Source organism: Streptococcus agalactiae, from assembly GCF_949788565.1.
GTDB lineage: Bacteria > Bacillota > Bacilli > Lactobacillales > Streptococcaceae > Streptococcus > Streptococcus agalactiae.
The window spans coordinates 170,944-192,949 of the sequence record NZ_OX460931.1; the positions used below are offsets into that span (position 1 = coordinate 170,944).

Consider the following 22,006-nt stretch of genomic DNA (forward strand, 5'->3'; position numbering starts at 1 on the left):
ATAAGACTCAATAGTTAAGTGATAATTGCCTAGGAGATACACCTGTTCTCATGCCGAACACAGAAGTTAAGCCCTAGAACGCCGGAAGTAGTTGGGGGTTGCCCCCTGTGAGATAAGGTAGTCGCTTAGCTATAATCCGCCATAGCTCAGTTGGTAGTAGCGCATGACTGTTAATCATGATGTCGTAGGTTCGAGTCCTACTGGCGGAGTAGATAAAGGGAGACTAACTTTGGTTAGCCTTTTTTTATTGGAATTATTATTCCTTAAAATCGGTTAGCATCTTAATTGTCCGAATTTATCATTTGTTATGTTATAATATGGATATTCTATATTTTATTAGGGAGGTTTTATGAAAATTTTTGAGAAAGCTCCTGCCAAACTTAATTTAGGATTAGATATTAAAGGACGATGTGACGATGGTTATCATGAATTAGCTATGATTATGGTTAGTATTGATCTTAATGACTACGTTACCATTTCTGAGCTAAAGGAAGATTGTATTGTTATCGATTCTGATAGTAGCAAAATGCCTTTAAATAATGATAATGATGTGTTTAAAGCTGCAGATATAATCAAAAATCAATATGGTATTAATAAAGGTGTTCATATTAGATTAGAAAAATCCATTCCTGTCTGTGCAGGACTGGGGGGTGGTTCTACTGATGCTGCTGCTACAATAAGAGCTCTTAATCAATTATGGAATCTTCAAATGGACTATGACGAAATGGTTGCTATTGGTTTTAAAATTGGTAGTGATGTTCCTTATTGTCTTGGTGGGGGATGTTCGTTAGTATTAGGTAAAGGTGAAATTGTTAAACCCTTACCGACATTGAGACCATGTTGGATAGTTCTGGTTAAGCCGGATTTTGGTATTTCAACTAAATCTATTTTTAGAGATATTGATTGTAAGTCTATAAGCAGAGTTGATATTGATTTATTAAAGTCTGCTATTTTGTCATCAGATTATCAGTTAATGGTCAAATCTATGGGAAATTCACTCGAGGATATTACAATTACTAAAAATCCAGTTATAAGTACAATAAAAGAACGTATGTTAAATTCTGGAGCCGATGTTGCATTAATGACAGGAAGTGGACCAACTGTTTTTTCAATGTGTTCTACAGAGAAAAAAGCTGATCGTGTTTTTAATAGTATGAAAGGTTTTTGCAAAGAAGTTTATAAAGTTAGGTTGTTGAGATAAAAGGTTTTATCTTCTTCACCTATCTATGATTGATTCTTCTATATCTTCGTGATATAATTTACTGGTTAACAAAAAAGAGGTATATATGACAGTTTTAGAACAAAAATTAGACCATTTAGTGAGTCAAATCTTGCTTAAAGCAGAAAATCAACATGAATTATTGTTTGGTACTTGTCAAAGTGATGTTAAATTGACTAATACGCAAGAACACATTCTGATGCTTTTATCACAAGAGCAGTTGACAAATTCTGATTTAGCAAAGAAGTTAAATATTAGTCAGGCAGCTGTAACTAAAGCAGTAAAAAGTTTAATTTCTCAGGATATGTTGAAAGCGAATAAAGATTCTAAGGATGCTCGTATTACTTATTTTGAGTTATCTGAACTTGCTAAACCCATCGCAGATGAACACACACATCATCATGACAATACGTTAGGGGTTTACGGAAGATTAGTAAATCATTTTTCAAAGGACGAAAAGGTCGTTTTAGAACGTTTTCTTGATCTTTTCTCTAGAGAATTAGAAGGGTAATCATGCGATATATTACAGTTAGTGGTCTTACTTTTCAGTATGATAGCGATCCTGTGCTGGAAGGGGTTAATTACCATTTAGACAGCGGGGAGTTTGTTACCTTAACAGGTGAAAATGGGGCTGCTAAATCAACTTTAATAAAGGCTACTTTAGGTATTTTAACGCCCAAAGTGGGTACAGTTAATATCTCTAAAGAAAACAAAGAAGGTAAAAAATTACGTATTGCCTATTTACCTCAACAGATTGCAAGTTTTAACGCTGGCTTTCCATCGTCAGTTTATGAATTTGTGAAATCTGGACGATACCCTAGAAATGGTTGGTTTAGAAGACTGACTAAACATGATGAAGAACATATTAGGGTTAGTTTAGAAGCTGTTGGTATGTGGGATAATCGCCATAAAAAGATAGGAAGTTTATCTGGCGGTCAAAAGCAGAGAGCTGTCATTGCTAGGATGTTTGCTTCTGATCCAGATATTTTTGTATTGGATGAGCCAACAACTGGTATGGACGCAGGGACTACTGAGAAATTTTATGAGTTAATGCATCATAATGCTCATAAGCATGGTAAGTCTGTTTTGATGATTACTCACGATCCTGATGAAGTAAAGGGGTATGCTGACCGAAATATTCATCTTGTTAGGAACCAATCTTTACCATGGCGTTGTTTCAATGTCCATACAAACGAAATGGAGGCTGAATCAGATGCTACTTGATATGCTTTCCTATGATTTTATGCAACGAGCGCTCTTAGCAGTTGTGGCTATTAGTATTTTTGCTCCAATTTTAGGCATCTTCCTAATTTTACGTCGTCAGAGTTTGATGAGTGATACTTTGAGCCACGTTTCCTTAGCCGGTGTTGCATTAGGCGTTGTTTTAGGTATCTCGCCTACATGGTCAACTATTTTCGTTGTTACTTTGGCGGCAGTTGTATTAGAGTATTTGCGTACTGTATACAAACATTATATGGAAATATCAACTGCTATCCTGATGTCGATGGGGTTGGCTATATCTTTAATCGTTATGAGTAAAGCTCATAATGTTGGTAATGTCAGTCTTGAACAGTATTTATTTGGTTCTATTATTACTATTGGGAAGGAACAAGTGATTGCTTTGTTTGTTATTGCATTAATCACTTTTATTTTAACCATCCTATTTATTAGACCAATGTATATATTAACGTTTGATGAGGATACAGCTTTTGTAGATGGATTGCCTGTGCGTACAATGTCTATTTTGTTCAATGTTGTTACAGGTATTGCTATTGCGTTAACAATTCCTGCCGCAGGTGCTCTATTGGTATCAACTATTATGGTTTTACCAGCTAGTATTGCTATGCGGTTAGGTCGAAATTTTAAAACTGTTATTTTTCTGGGGATGTTAATTGGATTTGTGGGAATGGTAGCTGGTATTTTTCTTTCTTATTATTGGGAGACACCTGCTAGTGCAACAATAACGATGATTTTTATTGGCATTTTCCTATTAGTTAGCTTAGTAGCCTTGCTTCGCAAACGTTAAATAAAAAAATCTATCTTATTCTAGGATAGATTTTTTATTTATCTCCCTGTTTTTTTCGAATATATTTTATGAGGGATCAGTTGAGAAATTATCTCGATGAGGTATCTACTAAGTTTTCTGGCTTAAGTTGATAGAAGGGGCAATGTGAATCTATTTTTGCGTTTTAGGATAAAAAATACTACCGGCAATTTTGCCGGCAGTAAATTATAATTATTGTGCTTCAGTAGTGCTGTGATGTTTGTGTTGATTTAACGCTTCTTGTTCAGTCATTTGAACGATATTAGCGGTATTTGCATTTTTTATGTTTTCTAAACTATACCAATAAGTATTTGAACGACCCTTATTTGCAACGTAGACGATTCTATTTTTGGGAGCTACATTATTTGTATCTGATTCAGAAGTATTAGTGTTATTATTTTCTTCTATATCAGATGCACCTTCAATAGCTGCTTCGTTTTCATCAGCATCGCTATTTGAATCTTCACCTTCTTCTGCCTGTTTCCCATCTTCTTTGATTAGCATACCAGTTTTGTAATCAATTTTTGCGAGTGGAGACGTATTTTCTAATGTAACAGTTGTGACGCCGTATTCATCAGTCTGTTCTTTGCCGCCGCCTAATTTGATTTCTAGAAGTTTTCCTTGTTTATCAATTCCAACATACTGAAGTTCAACTCGGCTAGGTACTAAATTATTTCCTTCGTATATTGGAGTCACTTTGTAATCAAGCCAGAAATTTTTATGATTTGCCAACCAACTATCTAATCTATTTTCGTAGTATAACATACCATCAGGATTATTTTCGCTAAATCCTGTATTTAGATATTTGGTCATAGTAACTAGGTTCTCAGGAACATTGTTCATTCCTGAAAATTGATAACCAACGAGGTGACCTCGGTCCATAAGCCAAGTTGTTTTACCCTTTTCAGTAGTAAATTTGTAGTTGTGCCAACCGGTTGGATTATACGTCAGTCTTTCTCTTTTTATCTTAGGCTCATCTGCATCCCTCAATTGTATGTGAGAATATGTTGCTCTTCCTAAGTTATCTAATGGACCTACCTTGATTTGTTTATTATGAGTAAACGGTAAGATTTTTGTTGAAGAAGTACTTACATACTGTGTCTCAATATGGGATGTCGTCTTATAATGTTTAGCCTTAGCTTCAACATTCTGTTGTAATGCCCCAACGCATAGCACGACAGTTAATAGTGGGAGTGATTTGTATAATTGTTTAGATAATTTCATAAACCTAAACCCTTCTAAATGATATTTGTGAAGGCCTTTCACAAGTATAATTTTATCATTTTATTGGGAAAAAGTAATAAAAAAACATAACTAGTTAATGTTTTTTTGGATATTATGTTATTTAACTAGATAGTTATTAAAGTTAAATGTTATAGATATACTGTTATTACATAATAATTTTTATATAATTTGTTATTTTATTAGATTTTTTAATGGATTATTTCTTTAGCTGATTTTGATTACAAAGTTAAGGTATTCTAATCATATTTTCTTGATTTATAACATGTAAAGGTTAGAATAAATTCGTTGGGGTTAGACAGACGATATTTGTTGTTTTTATGAAAAAATTGTGGGTATTAGATATGTATATTTTTTCGATAACTATTTACTCTATGGTAGAAATTCTAATCTGTTTGTTTGGTGTTATTTCTTAATAAAAATAAGGTAGTCATATATAATAACTATAATTTAAAAGTTGTATCTTTAGGAATGTTGTTCATTAATAAAAAGTGTAGTCAATTGACTACACTTTTTATTGTCTTGAAATATTATTGTCAGAGTATCGATTACACTTCAAGTCTATTTAAAGTTTAATACAAAGTATTTTTTCTTTCCACGACGAATGACTGTAATTTCATTTTCAAGCTTATCATTTTCTGAGATAGTATATTCTAAATCTTGAATACGATCTCCATTAATATAAATAGCTCCATTGGAGACATCTTCTCGAGCTTGACGTTTAGAATTGACAACTCCTGAAGTGACTAGAAGGTCTATGATATTGAGGTTATCTTCCGTCTGAACGTGATAATTTGGTACTCCACGTAAACCTTGTTTGAGCTCTTTAACAGACAATCCTTTTATATTGCCAGCAAATAGCTGTTCCGTGATATTAACGGCCTCTTTATAAGCTTTTTCACCATGAACAAGAGTTACAACTTCACGTGCTAGTGTTTTTTGTGCTAAGCGTTGGTGAGGTGCTTCCTCGAATTGAATACGTATATCTTCTATTTCTTTAAGGCTTAGGAATGTAAAAATCTTAAGGAAGCGAACGGCATCAGCATCCATAACATTGAGCCAAAATTGGTACATTTCATAAGGAGAGGTCTTGTCAGCATCAAGCCAAACAGCATTTCCTTCAGATTTTCCGAATTTTTTTCCTGTAGAATCTGTTATCAATGGAACAGTCATAACATGAGATACACCATTTGATTTTCGTCTAATAAGTTCGGTTCCAGCAGTCATGTTGCCCCATTGATCAGAACCACCAATTTGCAAAGTGACATTATAGTTCTTATTTAATTCGTAAAAGTCATATCCTTGCATAATTTGATAAGCAAATTCAGTATAGGAAATCCCTGTTTCGATACGTTTTTTAACAGATTCTTTACTCATCATATAATTGACAGTAAAATATTTACCAACATCTCGTAAGAAATCAATGAAACTAATATTGCTGAACCAATCATAATTATTTACCAATACAGCTTTGTTATCACCTGTTTCAAACTCTAGAAAATTAGATAATTGACCGCGGATTTTATTACCCCAACTAACTACAGTTTCCTTTGTTTGTAAACTGCGCTCAACATCTTTAAATGAAGGATCCCCAATAAGTCCAGTTGCGCCTCCCACAAGTGCATAAGGCTTGTGACCAGCAAGTTGTAAGCGACGAGAGGTTAAAATAGCAACTAAATGTCCAAGATGAAGGCTATCAGCCGTAGGATCGTAGCCAGTATAGTAAGAGACAGAACCTTCTTCAAGAGCTTTGCGTAAAGCATCTTCGTCAGTTGTCTGAAAAACGAGTCCACGTTCTTTGAGTTCATCAAAAATATTCATCTTTTTCTCCTAATTATTAACTTGTTGTGTATCAATGTCAACTATATCAAAACTCTTTAGGATATGCAAGTTATATTAAATCTGATATAATGTAGGATGAGGTATTATTCATGTTTAAAGGTAATAAGAAGTTGAATAGTTCTAAATTAGGTGATTACACACCACTTGAATTTGGTTCTATTTTTTTAAGAATTGTAAAGCTTTTATCAGATTTCATCTATGTTATTATTTTACTATTTGTTATGCTCGGAGTAGGACTTGCAGTAGGGTATCTTGCTAGTCAAGTTGACTCTGTTAAAGTACCAAGTAAAAATAGTTTAGTGACACAAGTTAATACACTTACTAGGGTGTCTAGGTTAACTTATTCTGATAAATCACAAATTTCAGAGATTGACACTGATTTACAACGTACACCAGTGGCAAAGGATGCTATATCTGATAATATTAAAAAGGCTATCATTGCAACAGAGGACGAAAATTTCAATGACCATAAAGGTGTAGTTCCTAAAGCCGTACTACGTGCTGCAGCAGGATCTGTTCTGGGGTTTGGAGAGAGTAGCGGTGGTTCAACGCTGACACAACAATTATTAAAGCAGCAAATTTTGGGAGATGATCCGTCATTTAAACGCAAATCAAAAGAAATTATCTATGCTCTAGCATTAGAGCGTTACATGGATAAGGATTCGATTTTATCAGATTATTTAAATGTATCACCGTTTGGTCGCAATAACAAAGGACAGAATATTGCAGGTATTGAAGAAGCAGCACAAGGGATTTTTGGAGTTTCCGCAAAAGATTTAACAATTCCTCAGGCAGCTTTCCTTGCAGGTTTACCGCAAAGCCCTATTGTATATTCTCCTTATACTGCAGATGCCCAGTTGAAATCAGATAAAGATCTTAGTTTTGGTATAAAGCGCCAAAAAAATGTGTTATACAATATGTATAGAACGAGAGCTTTAACCAAAGATGAGTACAAATCCTACAAAGATTATGACATCAAAAAAGATTTTATCAAACCTGCAGTGGCGACAACAAATCATCATGATTATCTCTACTACTCGGCATTATCTGAAGCTCAAAAAGTGATGTACAATTACCTCATTAAAAAGGATAATGTTTCAGAGCATGATTTAAAAAATGACGAGACTAGAGCGACGTACAGACACCGCGCTATTGAAGAGATTCAACAGGGAGGGTATACTATTAAAACTACTATCAATAAATCTGTTTATCAAGCCATGCAGGATGCTGCAGCTCAATACGGAGGGTTGTTAGATGATGGTACTGGCAAGGTTCAAATGGGAAATGTACTAACGGACAATTCTAGTGGTGCTATTATAGGATTTATTGGTGGTCGTAACTATAGTGAGAATCAAAATAACCATGCTTTTGATACGGCACGCTCTCCAGGGTCAAGTATTAAACCGATATTACCTTACGGAATTGCTATTGATCAAGGGATGTTAGGCAGTGGTAGTGTTCTTTCAAATTATCCAACGACATATTCAAGTGGCGAAAAGATTATGCATGCGGATGAAGAAGGTACTGCTATGGTTAACCTTCAAGAGTCATTGGACATTTCTTGGAACATTCCAGCTTTCTGGACTTACAAGATGCTACGAGATCGAGGCGTTGATGTAAAAAACTATATGGAGAAATTAGACTATCCAATTGAAAACTTTGGTATAGAAAGTTTACCACTTGGTGGTGGTATTGATACGTCAGTTGCTCAGCAAACAAACCTTTATCAAATGATTGCAAATGGTGGTGTTTATCATAAGCAGTATATGATAGAAAGTATAGAGGATAGTAATGGGAAAGTGATTTATAATCACGAGAGTAAACCTGTCCGTGTCTTTTCGAAAGCAACAGCTACTATCTTACAGCAGCTATTACATGGACCAATTAACTCCGGAAAGACTACAACCTTTAAAAATCGCTTACAAGGTTTAAATAGTGGTTTAGCTGGGGTAGATTGGATTGGAAAAACGGGTACTACTAACTCAACTTCTGACGTTTGGTTGATGCTTTCTACACCTAAAGTGACTTTAGGTGGATGGGCAGGACATGATAATAATGCCTCTTTAGCGAAATTGACAGGTTACAATAATAATGCTAATTATATGGCTCACTTGGTTAATGCTATTAATAATGCAGATGGCAATACTTTTGGTAAGTCAGAAAGGTTTAGACTTGATGATAGCGTTATAAAAGCTAAAGTTCTTAAGTCTACAGGCTTACAGCCAGGTGTAGTAACAGTAAACGGTCGTCGAATCACTGTTGGAGGTGAAAGCACAACAAGTTATTGGGCAAAAAATGGACCTGGAACGATGACCTATCGTTTTGCTATTGGGGGAACTGATAGTGATTATCAAAAAGCTTGGTCTACTTTGGGTGGAAAACGATAACAGGTTTACGATACTGATAGTTTTATTTGAGGAGAATAGAGTGATCTGTTCTCCTTTTATTTTTTCCAAGATAATATGATTTAATTCTTGTATAGTCTTCTTTCAAAGAATTAGAAAAACACCAGTATGCTATGTTTAAAAATCATCGTGTTATGCTAAAACTCAAGGGTGTTGATGAACAAATTGAAATTCTAGAAGCTTCCTTGAAGTCAAGAGAATAAAACTTGATTTATTGGTGAAAATAAGTTATAATATATGTAACTATTTGTCGTCTGTCTAGGTTGAAATATTGTCCGACCTAGATATACAGCAGTTAAATCAACTTGATAAAGTGAGATTTAGCTGCTCTTTTTGTGCTTAATTTTAAGAAAAAAGGTTGTTGTAATACATATTTAAACTTTCTGAAAATTACCGCAAACGACATCTATAAGCTTGTTCTTGTTAGGCGAGCAAATGAAATAAACTCACTAAGTTTTATGAGATAAAAACTTAGTCACTCTATCTTTAAAAAGGAGCTAAAAACTTGGCAGGACATGAAGTTCAGTACGGAAAACACCGTACACGTCGTAGCTTTTCAAGAATTAAGGAAGTTCTTGATTTACCAAACTTAATTGAAATTCAAACTGATTCATTCCAAGATTTTCTTGATGCTGGCTTGAAAGAAGTATTTGAGGATGTACTTCCAATTTCAAACTTTACAGATACTATGGATCTTGAATTTGTTGGTTATGAATTAAAAGAACCTAAATATACTTTGGAAGAAGCTCGTATCCATGATGCTAGCTACTCAGCACCTATTTTTGTTACTTTCCGTTTAGTTAATAAAGAAACTGGTGAAATTAAAACTCAAGAAGTTTTCTTTGGTGATTTTCCAATTATGACTGAAATGGGTACTTTCATCATCAATGGTGGTGAACGTATCATTGTTTCACAATTAGTCCGTTCTCCTGGTGTTTACTTTAATGATAAGGTAGATAAAAATGGAAAAGTTGGTTATGGGTCAACTGTTATCCCTAACCGTGGAGCTTGGTTGGAACTTGAGACAGACGCAAAAGATATTGCTTATACACGTATCGACCGCACACGTAAAATTCCATTCACAACACTAGTCCGTGCACTTGGTTTCTCTGGAGACGATGAAATTGTTGACATCTTTGGTGACAGTGAACTTGTTCGCAATACTATTGAAAAAGACATTCATAAAAATCCAAGTGATTCTCGTACAGATGAAGCACTTAAAGAAATCTATGAACGTCTTCGTCCAGGTGAACCAAAAACTGCAGACAGCTCACGTAGTCTTTTAGTTGCACGTTTCTTTGATCCACGTCGTTATGACTTAGCGGCTGTTGGTCGTTATAAGATTAATAAAAAACTGAATCTTAAAACACGCCTATTGAACCAAACAATCGCTGAAAATTTAGTTGATGGTGAAACAGGAGAGATTCTTGTTGAAGCTGGCACTGTTATGACACGAGATGTCATTGATTCAATTGCAGAGCATATCGATGGAGACTTAAACAAGTTTGTCTACACACCAAATGATTATGCTGTAGTTACTGAACCAGTTATTCTTCAAAAATTCAAAGTTGTTGCTCCAACTGATCCAGACCGTGTTGTTACTATTGTTGGAAACTCAAATCCTGAAGATAAAGTTCGTGCCTTAACTCCTGCAGATATTTTAGCAGAGATGTCATACTTCTTAAACCTTGCAGAGGGTCTCGGTAAGGTAGATGACATTGACCATTTAGGTAACCGTCGTATTCGTGCAGTTGGTGAATTGCTTGCGAACCAATTCCGTATTGGACTTGCTCGTATGGAACGCAATGTCCGCGAACGTATGTCTGTACAAGACAATGAAGTCTTGACACCTCAACAAATCATTAACATTCGTCCAGTGACTGCCGCTGTTAAAGAATTCTTTGGTTCATCACAGCTGTCACAATTCATGGACCAACACAACCCTCTATCAGAATTGTCGCACAAACGCCGTCTCTCTGCCTTAGGACCTGGTGGTTTGACACGTGACCGTGCTGGATATGAAGTTCGTGATGTGCACTATACCCACTATGGGCGCATGTGTCCGATTGAAACACCTGAAGGTCCAAACATTGGTTTGATTAATAACTTATCTTCATTTGGACACCTCAATAAATATGGATTTATTCAAACACCATATCGTAAAGTAGATCGTTCTACTGGTGCGGTAACGAACGAAATTGTTTGGTTGACTGCTGATGAAGAAGATGAATTTACAGTTGCACAAGCCAACTCTAAACTTAACGAAGACGGTACATTTGCAGAAGAAATCGTTATGGGTCGTCATCAAGGTAATAACCAAGAGTTTCCTTCAAGCATTGTTGACTTTGTTGACGTGTCACCTAAGCAAGTAGTTGCTGTCGCAACAGCATGTATTCCTTTCTTGGAAAATGATGACTCTAACCGTGCCTTGATGGGTGCCAACATGCAACGTCAGGCTGTGCCATTGATTGATCCAAAAGCACCATATGTTGGTACTGGTATGGAGTATCAAGCAGCCCACGATTCAGGTGCAGCTGTGATTGCTAAACATGACGGTCGTGTTATTTTTTCAGATGCTGAAAAAGTTGAAGTGCGTCGCGAAGATGGTTCTCTTGATGTTTATCATGTTCAAAAATTCCGCCGTTCAAACTCAGGTACTGCTTATAACCAACGTACCTTAGTTAAAGTTGGTGATCTCGTTGAAAAAGGTGATTTTATCGCCGACGGACCATCTATGGAAAATGGTGAAATGGCTCTTGGACAAAACCCAGTTGTTGCTTATATGACTTGGGAAGGTTATAACTTCGAGGATGCCGTTATCATGAGTGAGCGCCTTGTGAAAGAAGACGTCTATACATCTGTTCACTTGGAAGAATTCGAATCTGAAACGCGTGATACAAAGCTTGGGCCTGAAGAAATTACTCGTGAAATTCCAAATGTTGGTGAAGATTCACTACGTGATCTCGATGAAATGGGAATCATCCGCATTGGTGCTGAGGTAAAAGAAGGTGACATTCTTGTTGGTAAGGTAACGCCTAAGGGTGAAAAGGACTTATCTGCTGAAGAACGTCTCTTGCATGCCATTTTTGGTGATAAATCACGTGAAGTTCGTGATACTTCACTACGTGTACCTCACGGTGGCGATGGAGTAGTTCGTGACGTTAAAATCTTTACTCGTGCAAATGGTGATGAATTGCAATCAGGTGTTAATATGCTTGTCCGCGTTTATATCGCTCAAAAACGTAAAATCAAAGTCGGTGATAAGATGGCCGGTCGTCACGGAAACAAAGGTGTCGTCTCACGTATTGTTCCTGTTGAAGATATGCCTTATTTACCAGATGGAACGCCAGTTGATATCATGTTGAACCCACTTGGGGTGCCATCACGTATGAATATCGGACAAGTTATGGAGCTTCATTTAGGTATGGCTGCTCGTAATTTAGGTATTCATATTGCAACGCCAGTCTTTGATGGGGCTTCTTCAGAAGACCTTTGGGAAACTGTTCAAGAAGCAGGTATGGATTCAGATGCTAAGACTGTTCTTTATGATGGTCGTACTGGTGAACCATTCGATAACCGTGTGTCAGTTGGTGTCATGTACATGATCAAACTTCACCACATGGTTGATGATAAACTTCATGCCCGTTCAGTAGGACCATACTCACTTGTTACTCAACAACCACTTGGAGGTAAAGCTCAATTTGGTGGACAACGTTTTGGTGAGATGGAGGTTTGGGCGCTTGAAGCTTATGGAGCTTCAAATGTTCTTCAAGAAATTTTAACATACAAATCTGATGATGTTACAGGACGTCTTAAAGCTTATGAAGCGATCACAAAAGGTAAGCCAATTCCAAAACCAGGTGTTCCAGAATCATTCCGTGTTCTTGTAAAAGAATTGCAATCACTTGGTCTTGATATGCGTGTCCTTGATGAAGATGACAACGAAGTTGAACTCCGTGATCTTGATGAAGGTGAAGATGATGATGTGATGCACGTTGATGACCTTGAAAAAGCGCGTGTGAAACAAGAAGCTGAAGAAAAACAAGCTGAACAAGTATCTGAAGTCGTTCAAGAAGATTAAATTTATCTAGTTTATAACTAGAAGCGAATATAGAATTGATATGCAATGCTAGTCCTAGGATTTATTGAAATCCTAGCTGGGCTAGTATGATGATAAATCGAAGAAAGGTAAAACTAGTGGTTGACGTAAATCGTTTTAAAAGTATGCAAATCACATTAGCATCACCAAGTAAGGTCCGTTCATGGTCTTATGGTGAAGTTAAAAAACCTGAAACAATCAACTACCGCACATTGAAACCAGAACGTGAAGGACTTTTTGATGAAGTTATTTTTGGTCCAACAAAAGATTGGGAATGTGCGTGTGGAAAATACAAACGTATTCGTTACAAAGGAATCATTTGTGACCGTTGTGGCGTTGAAGTAACTCGTGCAAAAGTTCGTCGCGAACGTATGGGACATATCGAGTTAAAAGCACCAGTATCTCATATCTGGTATTTCAAAGGTATCCCATCGCGTATGGGACTCACGTTGGATATGAGTCCTCGTGCCCTTGAAGAAGTTATTTATTTTGCGGCTTATGTTGTTATCGATCCAATGGACACACCATTAGAACCGAAGTCACTCCTTACTGAGCGTGAATACCGTGAAAAACTTCAAGAGTACGGTTACGGTTCGTTTGTTGCTAAAATGGGTGCTGAAGCCATTCAAGATCTTCTTAAACGCGTTGATTTAGATGCAGAAATCGCAGTTCTTAAAGAGGAGTTGAAATCAGCGACAGGTCAAAAACGTGTGAAAGCAGTTCGTCGTCTGGATGTGTTAGATGCCTTTAAAAAATCTGGAAATAAACCAGAATGGATGGTTCTTAACATTTTACCGGTTATCCCACCGGATCTTCGTCCGATGGTTCAATTAGATGGTGGTCGTTTTGCGGCATCAGACTTGAATGACCTTTACCGCCGTGTTATTAACCGTAACAACCGTTTGGCACGTTTGTTGGAATTAAATGCTCCTGGCATCATCGTTCAAAATGAAAAACGTATGTTACAAGAAGCTGTTGATGCGCTTATCGACAATGGTCGTCGTGGTCGTCCAATTACCGGACCAGGTAGTCGTCCTTTGAAATCATTAAGCCATATGCTTAAAGGTAAACAAGGTCGTTTCCGCCAAAACTTGCTTGGTAAACGTGTTGACTTCTCTGGACGTTCCGTTATTGCTGTTGGTCCAACACTTAAAATGTACCAATGTGGTGTACCACGTGAAATGGCTATTGAGCTCTTCAAACCTTTTGTAATGCGTGAAATCGTTGCTCGTGACCTCGCAGGGAACGTTAAAGCAGCTAAACGTATGGTTGAACGTGGGGACGAACGAATTTGGGACATCTTAGAAGAAGTTATTAAAGAGCACCCAGTACTTCTAAACCGAGCACCTACTCTTCACAGATTAGGTATCCAAGCGTTTGAACCTGTCCTTATTGATGGTAAGGCGCTTCGTCTTCACCCACTTGTATGTGAGGCCTACAATGCTGACTTTGATGGAGACCAAATGGCCATCCACGTTCCATTGTCTGAAGAAGCCCAAGCAGAAGCTCGTCTTTTGATGCTTGCTGCAGAGCACATCCTTAACCCTAAAGATGGTAAGCCAGTCGTAACACCATCTCAGGACATGGTTTTAGGAAATTACTACCTGACTATGGAAGATGCTGGTCGTGAAGGTGAAGGCATGATTTTCAAAGATCATGACGAAGCAGTTATGGCATATCAAAATGGTTATGTTCATTTACATACACGTGTTGGTATCGCTGTTGATTCAATGCCGAATAAGCCTTGGACAGAAGAGCAAAAACATAAAATCATGGTTACAACAGTTGGTAAGATTCTCTTCAACGATATCATGCCTGAAGATTTACCGTACTTAATTGAACCTAATAATGCAAACTTGACAGAAAAAACTCCAGATAAATACTTCTTAGAGCCAGGTCAGGATATTCAAGCAGTTATTGATAATTTAGAGATTAATATTCCCTTTAAGAAGAAAAATCTTGGTAATATTATCGCAGAAACTTTTAAACGTTTCCGTACAACAGAAACTTCTGCTTTCCTTGACCGTTTGAAGGATCTTGGATATTATCATTCAACACTTGCTGGTTTGACTGTGGGTATTGCTGATATCCCAGTTATTGACAATAAAGCTGAGATTATTGATGCAGCTCACCACAGAGTTGAAGATATCAATAAAGCTTTCCGTCGAGGTTTGATGACTGAAGAAGATCGTTATGTTGCTGTTACAACAACATGGCGTGAAGCTAAAGAAGCACTTGAAAAACGTCTTATTGAGACACAAGATCCAAAGAACCCTATCGTTATGATGATGGACTCAGGAGCTCGTGGTAACATCTCAAACTTCTCACAACTTGCCGGTATGCGTGGTTTGATGGCTGCTCCTAACGGACGTATCATGGAATTGCCAATCTTATCAAACTTCCGTGAAGGTCTTAGTGTTTTGGAAATGTTCTTCTCAACTCACGGTGCGCGTAAAGGTATGACTGATACGGCCCTTAAGACAGCCGACTCAGGTTACCTTACTCGTCGTTTGGTTGACGTTGCCCAAGATGTTATTATTCGTGAAGATGACTGTGGAACAGACCGCGGTTTGACAATCACAGCAATTACAGATGGTAAAGAGGTTACTGAGACACTTGAAGAGCGTTTGATAGGACGTTATACTAAGAAGTCAATCAAACATCCTGAGACAGGTGAAATTCTTGTTGGTGCGGATACCTTAATTACTGAAGATATGGCTGCTAAAGTTGTTAAAGCCGGCGTTGAGGAAGTAACTATCCGATCAGTATTTACATGTAACACTCGCCATGGTGTTTGTCGTCACTGTTACGGTATTAACTTGGCAACAGGTGATGCTGTTGAGGTTGGTGAAGCAGTTGGTACTATTGCAGCTCAATCTATCGGTGAACCAGGGACACAGCTTACAATGCGTACCTTCCATACCGGTGGTGTTGCTTCAAATACTGATATTACACAAGGTCTTCCACGTATCCAAGAAATCTTTGAAGCACGTAACCCTAAAGGTGAGGCAGTCATTACTGAAGTTAAGGGTGAAGTCGTTGCAATTGAAGAAGACTCTTCAACACGTACTAAGAAAGTATTCGTTAAAGGTCAGACAGGTGAGGGAGAATACGTTGTTCCATTTACAGCACGTATGAAAGTTGAAGTTGGTGATGAAGTAGCTCGTGGTGCGGCCTTAACTGAAGGGTCTATCCAACCAAAACGTCTCCTTGAAGTTCGTGATACTTTATCTGTTGAAACGTACCTACTTGCTGAAGTACAAAAAGTTTACCGTAGCCAAGGGGTAGAAATCGGAGATAAACACGTTGAGGTAATGGTTCGTCAGATGCTCCGTAAAGTTCGTGTCATGGATCCAGGAGATACAGATCTTCTTCCAGGTACACTTATGGATATTTCAGACTTTACAGATGCTAACAAAGATATTGTTATTTCCGGTGGTATCCCTGCGACAAGCCGTCCTGTCCTTATGGGTATTACTAAGGCTTCCCTTGAAACTAATTCATTCTTATCAGCTGCATCCTTCCAAGAAACAACACGTGTTCTTACAGATGCTGCTATCCGTGGTAAGAAAGATCACTTACTTGGTCTTAAAGAAAATGTTATTATCGGTAAAATCATTCCAGCGGGTACTGGTATGGCTCGTTACCGTAATATTGAACCACTTGCTGTTAATGAAGTTGAGATTATTGAAGGAACTCCTGTTGATGCAGAAGTTACGGAAGTATCAACACCTACAACAGAAGATTAATCAAAAAGAACTTGAGTTTAACTCAGGTTCTTTTTTTACAAGAATTTGGAATGAGCAGATATTTTTTATTTTATTCTTATTTTTTATATAATACTCTCTAAAGGAAGTGTATTATGTATCAAGTTGTAAAAATGTTTGGTGATTGGGAACCTTGGTGGTTTATTGAAGGTTGGGAAGAAGATATTACTGAAATTGCTGAGTATGATACCTTATCAGAAGCTTTGCTCTATTTTCAAGAGGAGTGGGATAGGGGACAGGAAAAGTGGCCTTATTTTCAAAGTAAGTCTAGTTTGTTGGCAACGTTTTGGAGTATAAAAGAAAAACGTTGGTGTGAAGAATGTGATGAGTACCTCCAACAGTATCATTCCTTAATGTTATTGAAAGAATGGCAAGAAATTCCTAAGGAAGAATCTATTGAGCGATTTGAAGTATTTAATAAGATAGCTGAGTTGCCATCGGCATGTTCTTTAAATTTGTAATTAAAAGTAGTTTAAAAAAGTTAGATAGTTTTTATGGGGATATAATAGGTTTGTTCAGCCTCTGCTTCATAATATTTATGTTACTACCCCCCAAGAAATCATTGAAAAAATCTCACCAATTGGTGAGATTTTTTTATTTTATTTTCGAATATATGGTTAAGGAGGTACGGGATGGTTCAATCATTAGCAAAGCACGTCATTCATCAGGCAGTAGAAGTAAATGCTCAAGATATTTATATCATTCCCAAAGGTGATTGTTATGAACTCTATATGCGTATTGATGATGAAAGGCGGTTTATTGATGTTTTTGAGTTTAATAGGATGGCTAGTCTTATTAGTCACTTTAAATTTGTGGCAGGCATGAACGTTGGAGAAAAAAGACGAAGTCAATTAGGTTCTTGTGACTATGAACTGTCAGAGGGAAGACTGATTTCATTACGACTATCGAGTGTGGGAGATTATCGTGGTCAAGAATCTTTAGTTATTCGTATTTTGTATTCAGGTCATCAGGACTTAAAATATTGGTTTGATAATATAAAGCAAATGAAGGAAGTACTGGGTACAAGAGGGCTATATCTTTTTTCCGGCCCTGTGGGGAGTGGTAAAACAACTCTCATGTATCAATTCGCTTCAGAAGTATTTAAAAATAAGCAAATTATCACGATTGAAGATCCGGTAGAAATCAAGAATGACAAGATGTTACAACTCCAATTGAATGAGGATATTGGAATGACTTATGATGCTTTAATCAAACTGTCTTTACGGCATCGTCCAGATATTTTAATTATCGGAGAGATTAGAGATCAAGCGACGGCTCGTGCTGTTATTCGTGCAAGTTTAACGGGAGTGATGGTTTTTTCTACTATTCATGCTAAAAGTATTCCCGGAGTCTATGATAGGCTTATAGAATTAGGGGTTAACTATCAAGAGTTAGAAAATAGTCTAAAATTAATAGCATATCAACGTTTAATTGGAGGAGGAAGCCTAATTGACTTTGAGACAGGTAACTTTAAAAAACACTCATCAGACAAGTGGAATAGACAAGTGGATATCTTGGCTGAAGAAGGACATATCAGTAAGAAACAGGCACAAGTCGAAAAAATTATCCCTCAAGAAACAACGGAAAGTAGTCCAACTTTTTAATAATCTTTTTGCTAGTGGTTTTTCTTTAACTGATATGGTCACCTTCTTAAAGAGGAGTAAGTTATTGTCTGATTGTTATACAGATAGGATGAATAAGGCATTATTAGAGGGAAAAGATTTATCAAAAATGTTAGGAGAGTTAGGTTTTTCTGACACTGTTATCACACAGGTTGCATTAGCTGATTTGCATGGTAACATTTCAAGGAGCCTACTAAAGATTGAGTCTTATTTAGCTAATCTTTTGTTAGTTAGAAAAAAAGTAATAGAAGTAGCTGCTTACCCATTGATATTATTGTCTTTTCTGGTGCTAATTATGATTGGCCTTAGGAATTATTTAATGCCCCAATTAGGAGAAAATAATTTTGCAACTAGACTGATTACAAATGTGCCGAATATTTTCTTATTACTTTTAGCAGTTGTACTTATTTTTAGTTTAATATTTTATATTATTCAAAAGCGATTGTCGCGCATTAAAGTAGCTTGTTTTTTAACAACAATTCCCTTAGTTGGATCATATGTTAAGCTTTATTTAACTGCTTACTATGCCCGTGAGTGGGGAAATTTATTAAGTCAAGGTGTTGAATTGGACCAAATTGTTAAAGTAATGCAAAATCAGAAATCCAAACTTTTTAGGGAAATAGGGTATGACATGGAAGAAGGTTTTCTATCAGGTAAAGCATTTCACCAAAAAGTATTAGACTATCCGTTTTTCTTAACTGAGCTTAGTTTAATGATTGAATATGGTCAAGTTAAGGCGAAATTAGGAACAGAGTTAGATATATATGCTGATGAGAAGTGGGAGGATTTTTTTACAAAATTAGCTAGAGCGACCCAGTTAATCCAACCCGTTATTTTTATTTTTGTAGCTCTTATCATTGTTATGATTTATGCAGCAATGCTGTTACCAATGTATCAAAATATGGAGATATTATCATGAAAAATTTATTGTTAAAATGTAAGGATAAGAAGGTTAAAGCATTTACACTTTTAGAAATGTTAGTTGTTTTGATCATTATTTCGGTCTTGTTGTTATTGTTTGTACCCAATTTATCAAAACAAAAGGAAAGTGTCACAAGAACTGGAAATGCCGCTGTTGTCAAGGTTGTAGAAAGTCAAGCCGAACTTTTTGAACTGCAAGAAACAGGTAGAAAAGCTAGTTTATCCACTCTAAAATCTGGAGGATATATTACTGAAAAGCAAGAAAAAGCCTATTTAGATTATTATAAAGACAGTTCCAATGGTTCTCAGAAAATTTCAAGTTAAAGCATTTACTGTTTTGGAGAGCCTTATTGCATTATCAGTAGTGGCATTTATGACGTTAGTATTTTCAACATCATTTAATAATATTTTTAGGCAGGTTGAAGAAACAATTTTCTTCATATCCTTTGAACATCTTTATAGAGATACTCAGAAATTGAGTGCATTTGGTCAGAAGAAACAAACCCTTACAATCTCTCATAATTATCTCGAAAATACTTATGAGAGACTTTATTTACCTAAAACTGTAAAAGTAGTCAAAAGTGACACACTTGCATTTGACGCTAATGGAGGGAATTCAAGCTTGGCAAAAATTCAATTTGAATGTTATAGAAAAACTGTCACGTATCAATTATATATAGGAAGTGGTAACTATCGTAAGAAAGAAAATTAGAGCCTATATTTTACTGGAAAGCCTAGTGGGATTAGCTATTTTAGTTACTATTACAAGTTTAGTAATAAGTGAAATCAATCGTCAACAATCTCATATTGCAAGAAGGCAACATGAGCAAGAAGTATTGATATTAGCTAGAATGGCTATGCAAACTGATCAAAAAATATTAGAAGCAAATGGTGTTAATATTCGTATTGAAGAAAGTAAAAATAAAATTGCGCTCTTTGAAGGTAATAAGGAAATTTTGCACGTATCAAAAGTTAAGGGTTAAAGCATTTACGCTTTTAGAATGTTTGGTAGCATTGGTTACAATTACAGGAGCTTTACTAGTTTATCAAGGACTGACAAAATTGTTGGCTCAACAGATAGTAGTGATGTCTTCTTCCAGTCAGTCTGAATGGGTGTTATTAACTCAGCAACTAAATGCAGAATTTGAAGGCGCTCATCTGGAATATTTAAGACAGAACAAACTTTATTTACGTAAGCAAGATAAGATTGTAACCTTTGGCAAATCTAATAAAGATGATTTCCGTAAGACAGGTTATGATGGTCGAGGTTATCAACCAATGGTTTATGGGTTAGACAATTGTCAAATGAGTCAAACCAAAAGTATGGTAAAACTTGTTTTTTATTTTAAGGACGGGTTAAAAAGGACATTTTACTATGATTTTAAAGAAGAAACTTAAAGCTGGTATCCTTTTGCAAGCTATTGTATTGGCTGCTGTATTTACACTCGTCTTACAGTTTTATCTAGCAAGAATATTGGCAACAGAAAGACAGTATCATAGCCAAATTGAAGCAAGTAAAGCTTATTTAACAGCGCAGTTAGCTTATAAAACAATAGAAGGTGACTCCATATCAGGAAAATGTTATTTTACAGGAGGATATGCTTCATACCTCCAAGAAGGGAACTATTTACAAGTTAAGGTTACATTGGATAAGGGAGGAAACTATAACCATAAGTTTTATCGTAAAATAGACACTCTCCAAGTACCTCTCAAGTCTAATGATAATAAAGCAAGCCATAAACATTAAAAATATACAGTGATGAAATATTAGTAAGACAAGGTTTTGCTTAAAAACAGGATTTTTGTTTGCTTCTCTTTTCAGATGCTGTCTTTTTTGTTATGATAAATTCTGGAGGAAATCATGAATTTTGAAAAAATTGAGACAGCCTATGAGCTGATTTTAGAAAATATCCAAACGATTGAGAATCAATTAAAAACTCATATTTATGATGCCTTAATTGAACAGAACTCTTATTACCTTGGTTCAAGTTGTGATTTAGATATTGTTGTGGTGAATAACCAAAAATTACGTCAACTTGACTTAAGTCAAGAAGAATGGCGTCGCACTTTCCAGTTCATTTTTATCAAATCTGCGCAAACAGAGCAATTACAAGCTAATCATCAGTTTACGCCAGATAGTATTGGTTTTATCTTGTTATTTCTTTTGGAAGAATTAACGAGTCAAGAGACAGTGGATGTCTTGGAAATTGGAAGTGGAACTGGGAATTTAGCTCAGACTCTCCTCAATAACAGCTCGAAAGAGTTAAATTATATGGGCATTGAAGTTGATGATCTTTTGATTGATCTATCAGCAAGCATTGCTGAAATTATAGGTTGTAGTGTCCAATTTATCCAAGAGGATGCTGTTAGACCACAAATTTTGAAAGAAAGCGATGTAATCATTAGTGATTTACCAGTTGGCTATTATCCTAATGATGATATTGCTAAACGATATGCTGTATCAAGTTCTAAAGAGCACACCTATGCTCACCATCTATTGATGGAGCAATCTCTTAAATATTTGAAAAAAGATGGAATCGCTATATTTTTAGCACCCGAAAACCTTTTAACAAGTCCACAAAGTGATTTGCTGAAGGAGTGGTTAAAAGGATATGCAGATGTCATTGCCGTTTTAACTCTACCAGAAACTATTTTTGGAAGTCGTCAAAATGCGAAATCTATATTTGTTCTCAAGAAGCAAGCAGAACAAAAACCAGAAACCTTTGTATATCCGCTGACAGATTTGCAAAATCGTGAGAATATGGCAAACTTCATTGAAAATTTTCAAAAATGGAGAAGAGAAAATAGTCATTACTCAAAAAATATGATAGAATAGAGATTGTGA

The 22,006-nt window shown here is 36.2% G+C and carries 18 protein-coding genes, 1 tRNA gene and 1 rRNA gene; 18 read left to right on the forward strand and 2 right to left on the reverse strand.

What is annotated here, in order from left to right:
• Positions 1–14: 14 nt before the first annotated feature.
• The 6 genes from rrf (at position 15) to QOR44_RS01070 (ending at position 3,245) form a co-directional block, all read left to right on the forward strand.
• Positions 15–130: ribosomal RNA gene (rrf, locus tag QOR44_RS01045) — 5S ribosomal RNA — on the forward strand.
• Positions 131–135: 5 nt separating this feature from the next.
• Positions 136–209 (forward strand) — tRNA-Asn (locus tag QOR44_RS01050).
• Positions 210–349: 140 nt separating this feature from the next.
• Positions 350–1,201, forward strand: a complete 852-nt coding sequence (gene ispE / locus QOR44_RS01055) for a 4-(cytidine 5'-diphospho)-2-C-methyl-D-erythritol kinase (RefSeq protein WP_000688170.1) — start codon at positions 350–352, stop codon at positions 1,199–1,201.
• Positions 1,202–1,286: 85 nt separating this feature from the next.
• Positions 1,287–1,730: a zinc-dependent MarR family transcriptional regulator gene (locus QOR44_RS01060; RefSeq protein ID WP_000217076.1), complete on the forward strand. Its 444-nt coding sequence runs from the start codon at positions 1,287–1,289 to the stop codon at positions 1,728–1,730.
• 2 nt (positions 1,731–1,732) lie between these two features.
• A complete protein-coding gene (locus QOR44_RS01065; protein ID WP_001269500.1) occupies positions 1,733–2,443 on the forward strand; it encodes a metal ABC transporter ATP-binding protein in 711 nt (236 codons plus the stop codon).
• Positions 2,433–3,245, forward strand: coding sequence for a metal ABC transporter permease (locus QOR44_RS01070; protein ID WP_000923269.1), 813 nt, complete (start codon positions 2,433–2,435; stop codon positions 3,243–3,245). The genes QOR44_RS01065 and QOR44_RS01070 overlap by 11 nt, the downstream gene beginning before the upstream one ends.
• 210 nt (positions 3,246–3,455) lie before the next feature.
• Here QOR44_RS01070 and QOR44_RS01075 read toward each other — a convergent pair whose 3' ends face one another.
• Entirely contained in the window at positions 3,456–4,487 is a 1,032-nt protein-coding gene (locus QOR44_RS01075) for a DNA/RNA non-specific endonuclease (protein WP_000777422.1), read from the reverse strand.
• A 579-nt stretch (positions 4,488–5,066) separates the two neighbouring features.
• Entirely contained in the window at positions 5,067–6,326 is a 1,260-nt protein-coding gene (gene tyrS / locus QOR44_RS01080) for a tyrosine--tRNA ligase (protein ID WP_001019849.1), read from the reverse strand.
• A gap of 110 nt (positions 6,327–6,436) precedes the next feature.
• On the opposite strand from tyrS, the gene pbp1b reads away from it, so the two are divergent.
• The 12 genes from pbp1b to QOR44_RS01140 all read left to right on the forward strand — a co-directional run bounded on the left by pbp1b (position 6,437) and on the right by QOR44_RS01140 (position 21,997).
• Complete coding sequence (gene pbp1b, locus QOR44_RS01085; RefSeq protein WP_000472390.1) at positions 6,437–8,734, forward strand: penicillin-binding protein PBP1B; 2,298 nt, start codon at positions 6,437–6,439, stop codon at positions 8,732–8,734.
• 523 nt (positions 8,735–9,257) lie between these two features.
• The gene (rpoB, locus tag QOR44_RS01090) at positions 9,258–12,833 is read left to right on the forward strand and encodes a DNA-directed RNA polymerase subunit beta (protein WP_016502428.1); all 3,576 of its coding nucleotides are present in this window, start codon (positions 9,258–9,260) and stop codon (positions 12,831–12,833) included.
• A 116-nt stretch (positions 12,834–12,949) separates the two neighbouring features.
• A complete protein-coding gene (gene rpoC, locus QOR44_RS01095) occupies positions 12,950–16,600 on the forward strand; it encodes a DNA-directed RNA polymerase subunit beta' (RefSeq protein WP_000228729.1) in 3,651 nt (1,216 codons plus the stop codon).
• A gap of 113 nt (positions 16,601–16,713) precedes the next feature.
• Positions 16,714–17,079: a DUF1033 family protein gene (locus QOR44_RS01100; protein ID WP_000285373.1), complete on the forward strand. Its 366-nt coding sequence runs from the start codon at positions 16,714–16,716 to the stop codon at positions 17,077–17,079.
• Between the two features lie 171 nt (positions 17,080–17,250).
• Positions 17,251–18,222 carry a competence type IV pilus ATPase ComGA gene (comGA, locus tag QOR44_RS01105; RefSeq protein ID WP_283572657.1) on the forward strand — a complete coding sequence of 324 codons (972 nt, stop codon included), beginning with the start codon at positions 17,251–17,253 and terminating at the stop codon, positions 18,220–18,222.
• Positions 18,116–19,159, forward strand: a complete 1,044-nt coding sequence (comGB, locus tag QOR44_RS01110; protein ID WP_228322108.1) for a competence type IV pilus assembly protein ComGB — start codon at positions 18,116–18,118, stop codon at positions 19,157–19,159. The genes comGA and comGB overlap by 107 nt, the downstream gene beginning before the upstream one ends.
• Positions 19,156–19,485, forward strand: a complete 330-nt coding sequence (gene comGC, locus QOR44_RS01115; RefSeq protein WP_000793380.1) for a competence type IV pilus major pilin ComGC — start codon at positions 19,156–19,158, stop codon at positions 19,483–19,485. The genes comGB and comGC overlap by 4 nt, the downstream gene beginning before the upstream one ends.
• Positions 19,460–19,873, forward strand: a complete 414-nt coding sequence (gene comGD / locus QOR44_RS01120; protein WP_017646959.1) for a competence type IV pilus minor pilin ComGD — start codon at positions 19,460–19,462, stop codon at positions 19,871–19,873. The genes comGC and comGD overlap by 26 nt, the downstream gene beginning before the upstream one ends.
• Positions 19,874–19,898: 25 nt before the next feature.
• Positions 19,899–20,144 carry a competence type IV pilus minor pilin ComGE gene (gene comGE, locus QOR44_RS01125; RefSeq protein WP_283572658.1) on the forward strand — a complete coding sequence of 82 codons (246 nt, stop codon included), beginning with the start codon at positions 19,899–19,901 and terminating at the stop codon, positions 20,142–20,144.
• The gene (gene comGF / locus QOR44_RS01130) at positions 20,098–20,559 is read left to right on the forward strand and encodes a competence type IV pilus minor pilin ComGF (protein WP_001874060.1); all 462 of its coding nucleotides are present in this window, start codon (positions 20,098–20,100) and stop codon (positions 20,557–20,559) included. Before comGE ends, comGF begins: the two co-directional genes overlap by 47 nt.
• Positions 20,537–20,908 (forward strand): competence type IV pilus minor pilin ComGG, encoded by a 372-nt coding sequence (comGG, locus tag QOR44_RS01135; RefSeq protein ID WP_000601103.1) that lies wholly within the window; start codon positions 20,537–20,539, stop codon positions 20,906–20,908. Before comGF ends, comGG begins: the two co-directional genes overlap by 23 nt.
• A 114-nt stretch (positions 20,909–21,022) precedes the next feature.
• The gene (locus QOR44_RS01140; RefSeq protein ID WP_001008568.1) at positions 21,023–21,997 is read left to right on the forward strand and encodes a class I SAM-dependent methyltransferase; all 975 of its coding nucleotides are present in this window, start codon (positions 21,023–21,025) and stop codon (positions 21,995–21,997) included.
• Positions 21,998–22,006 lie beyond the last annotated feature (9 nt).

What these genes read in the sequence shown, in the direction of transcription:
- ispE (WP_000688170.1), top strand. Translation starts at nt 350, where the DNA reads ATGAAAATTTTTGAGAAAGCTCCTGCCAAACTTAATTTAGGATTAGAT.
- QOR44_RS01060 (WP_000217076.1), top strand. Translation starts at nt 1,287, where the DNA reads ATGACAGTTTTAGAACAAAAATTAGACCATTTAGTGAGTCAAATCTTG.
- QOR44_RS01065 (WP_001269500.1), top strand. Translation starts at nt 1,733, where the DNA reads ATGCGATATATTACAGTTAGTGGTCTTACTTTTCAGTATGATAGCGAT.
- QOR44_RS01070 (WP_000923269.1), top strand. Translation starts at nt 2,433, where the DNA reads ATGCTACTTGATATGCTTTCCTATGATTTTATGCAACGAGCGCTCTTA.
- QOR44_RS01075 (WP_000777422.1), bottom strand. Translation starts at nt 4,487, where the DNA reads ATGAAATTATCTAAACAATTATACAAATCACTCCCACTATTAACTGTC.
- tyrS (WP_001019849.1), bottom strand. Translation starts at nt 6,326, where the DNA reads ATGAATATTTTTGATGAACTCAAAGAACGTGGACTCGTTTTTCAGACA.
- pbp1b (WP_000472390.1), top strand. Translation starts at nt 6,437, where the DNA reads ATGTTTAAAGGTAATAAGAAGTTGAATAGTTCTAAATTAGGTGATTAC.
- QOR44_RS01100 (WP_000285373.1), top strand. Translation starts at nt 16,714, where the DNA reads ATGTATCAAGTTGTAAAAATGTTTGGTGATTGGGAACCTTGGTGGTTT.
- comGA (WP_283572657.1), top strand. Translation starts at nt 17,251, where the DNA reads ATGGTTCAATCATTAGCAAAGCACGTCATTCATCAGGCAGTAGAAGTA.
- comGC (WP_000793380.1), top strand. Translation starts at nt 19,156, where the DNA reads ATGAAAAATTTATTGTTAAAATGTAAGGATAAGAAGGTTAAAGCATTT.
- comGD (WP_017646959.1), top strand. Translation starts at nt 19,460, where the DNA reads ATGGTTCTCAGAAAATTTCAAGTTAAAGCATTTACTGTTTTGGAGAGC.
- comGG (WP_000601103.1), top strand. Translation starts at nt 20,537, where the DNA reads ATGATTTTAAAGAAGAAACTTAAAGCTGGTATCCTTTTGCAAGCTATT.
- QOR44_RS01140 (WP_001008568.1), top strand. Translation starts at nt 21,023, where the DNA reads ATGAATTTTGAAAAAATTGAGACAGCCTATGAGCTGATTTTAGAAAAT.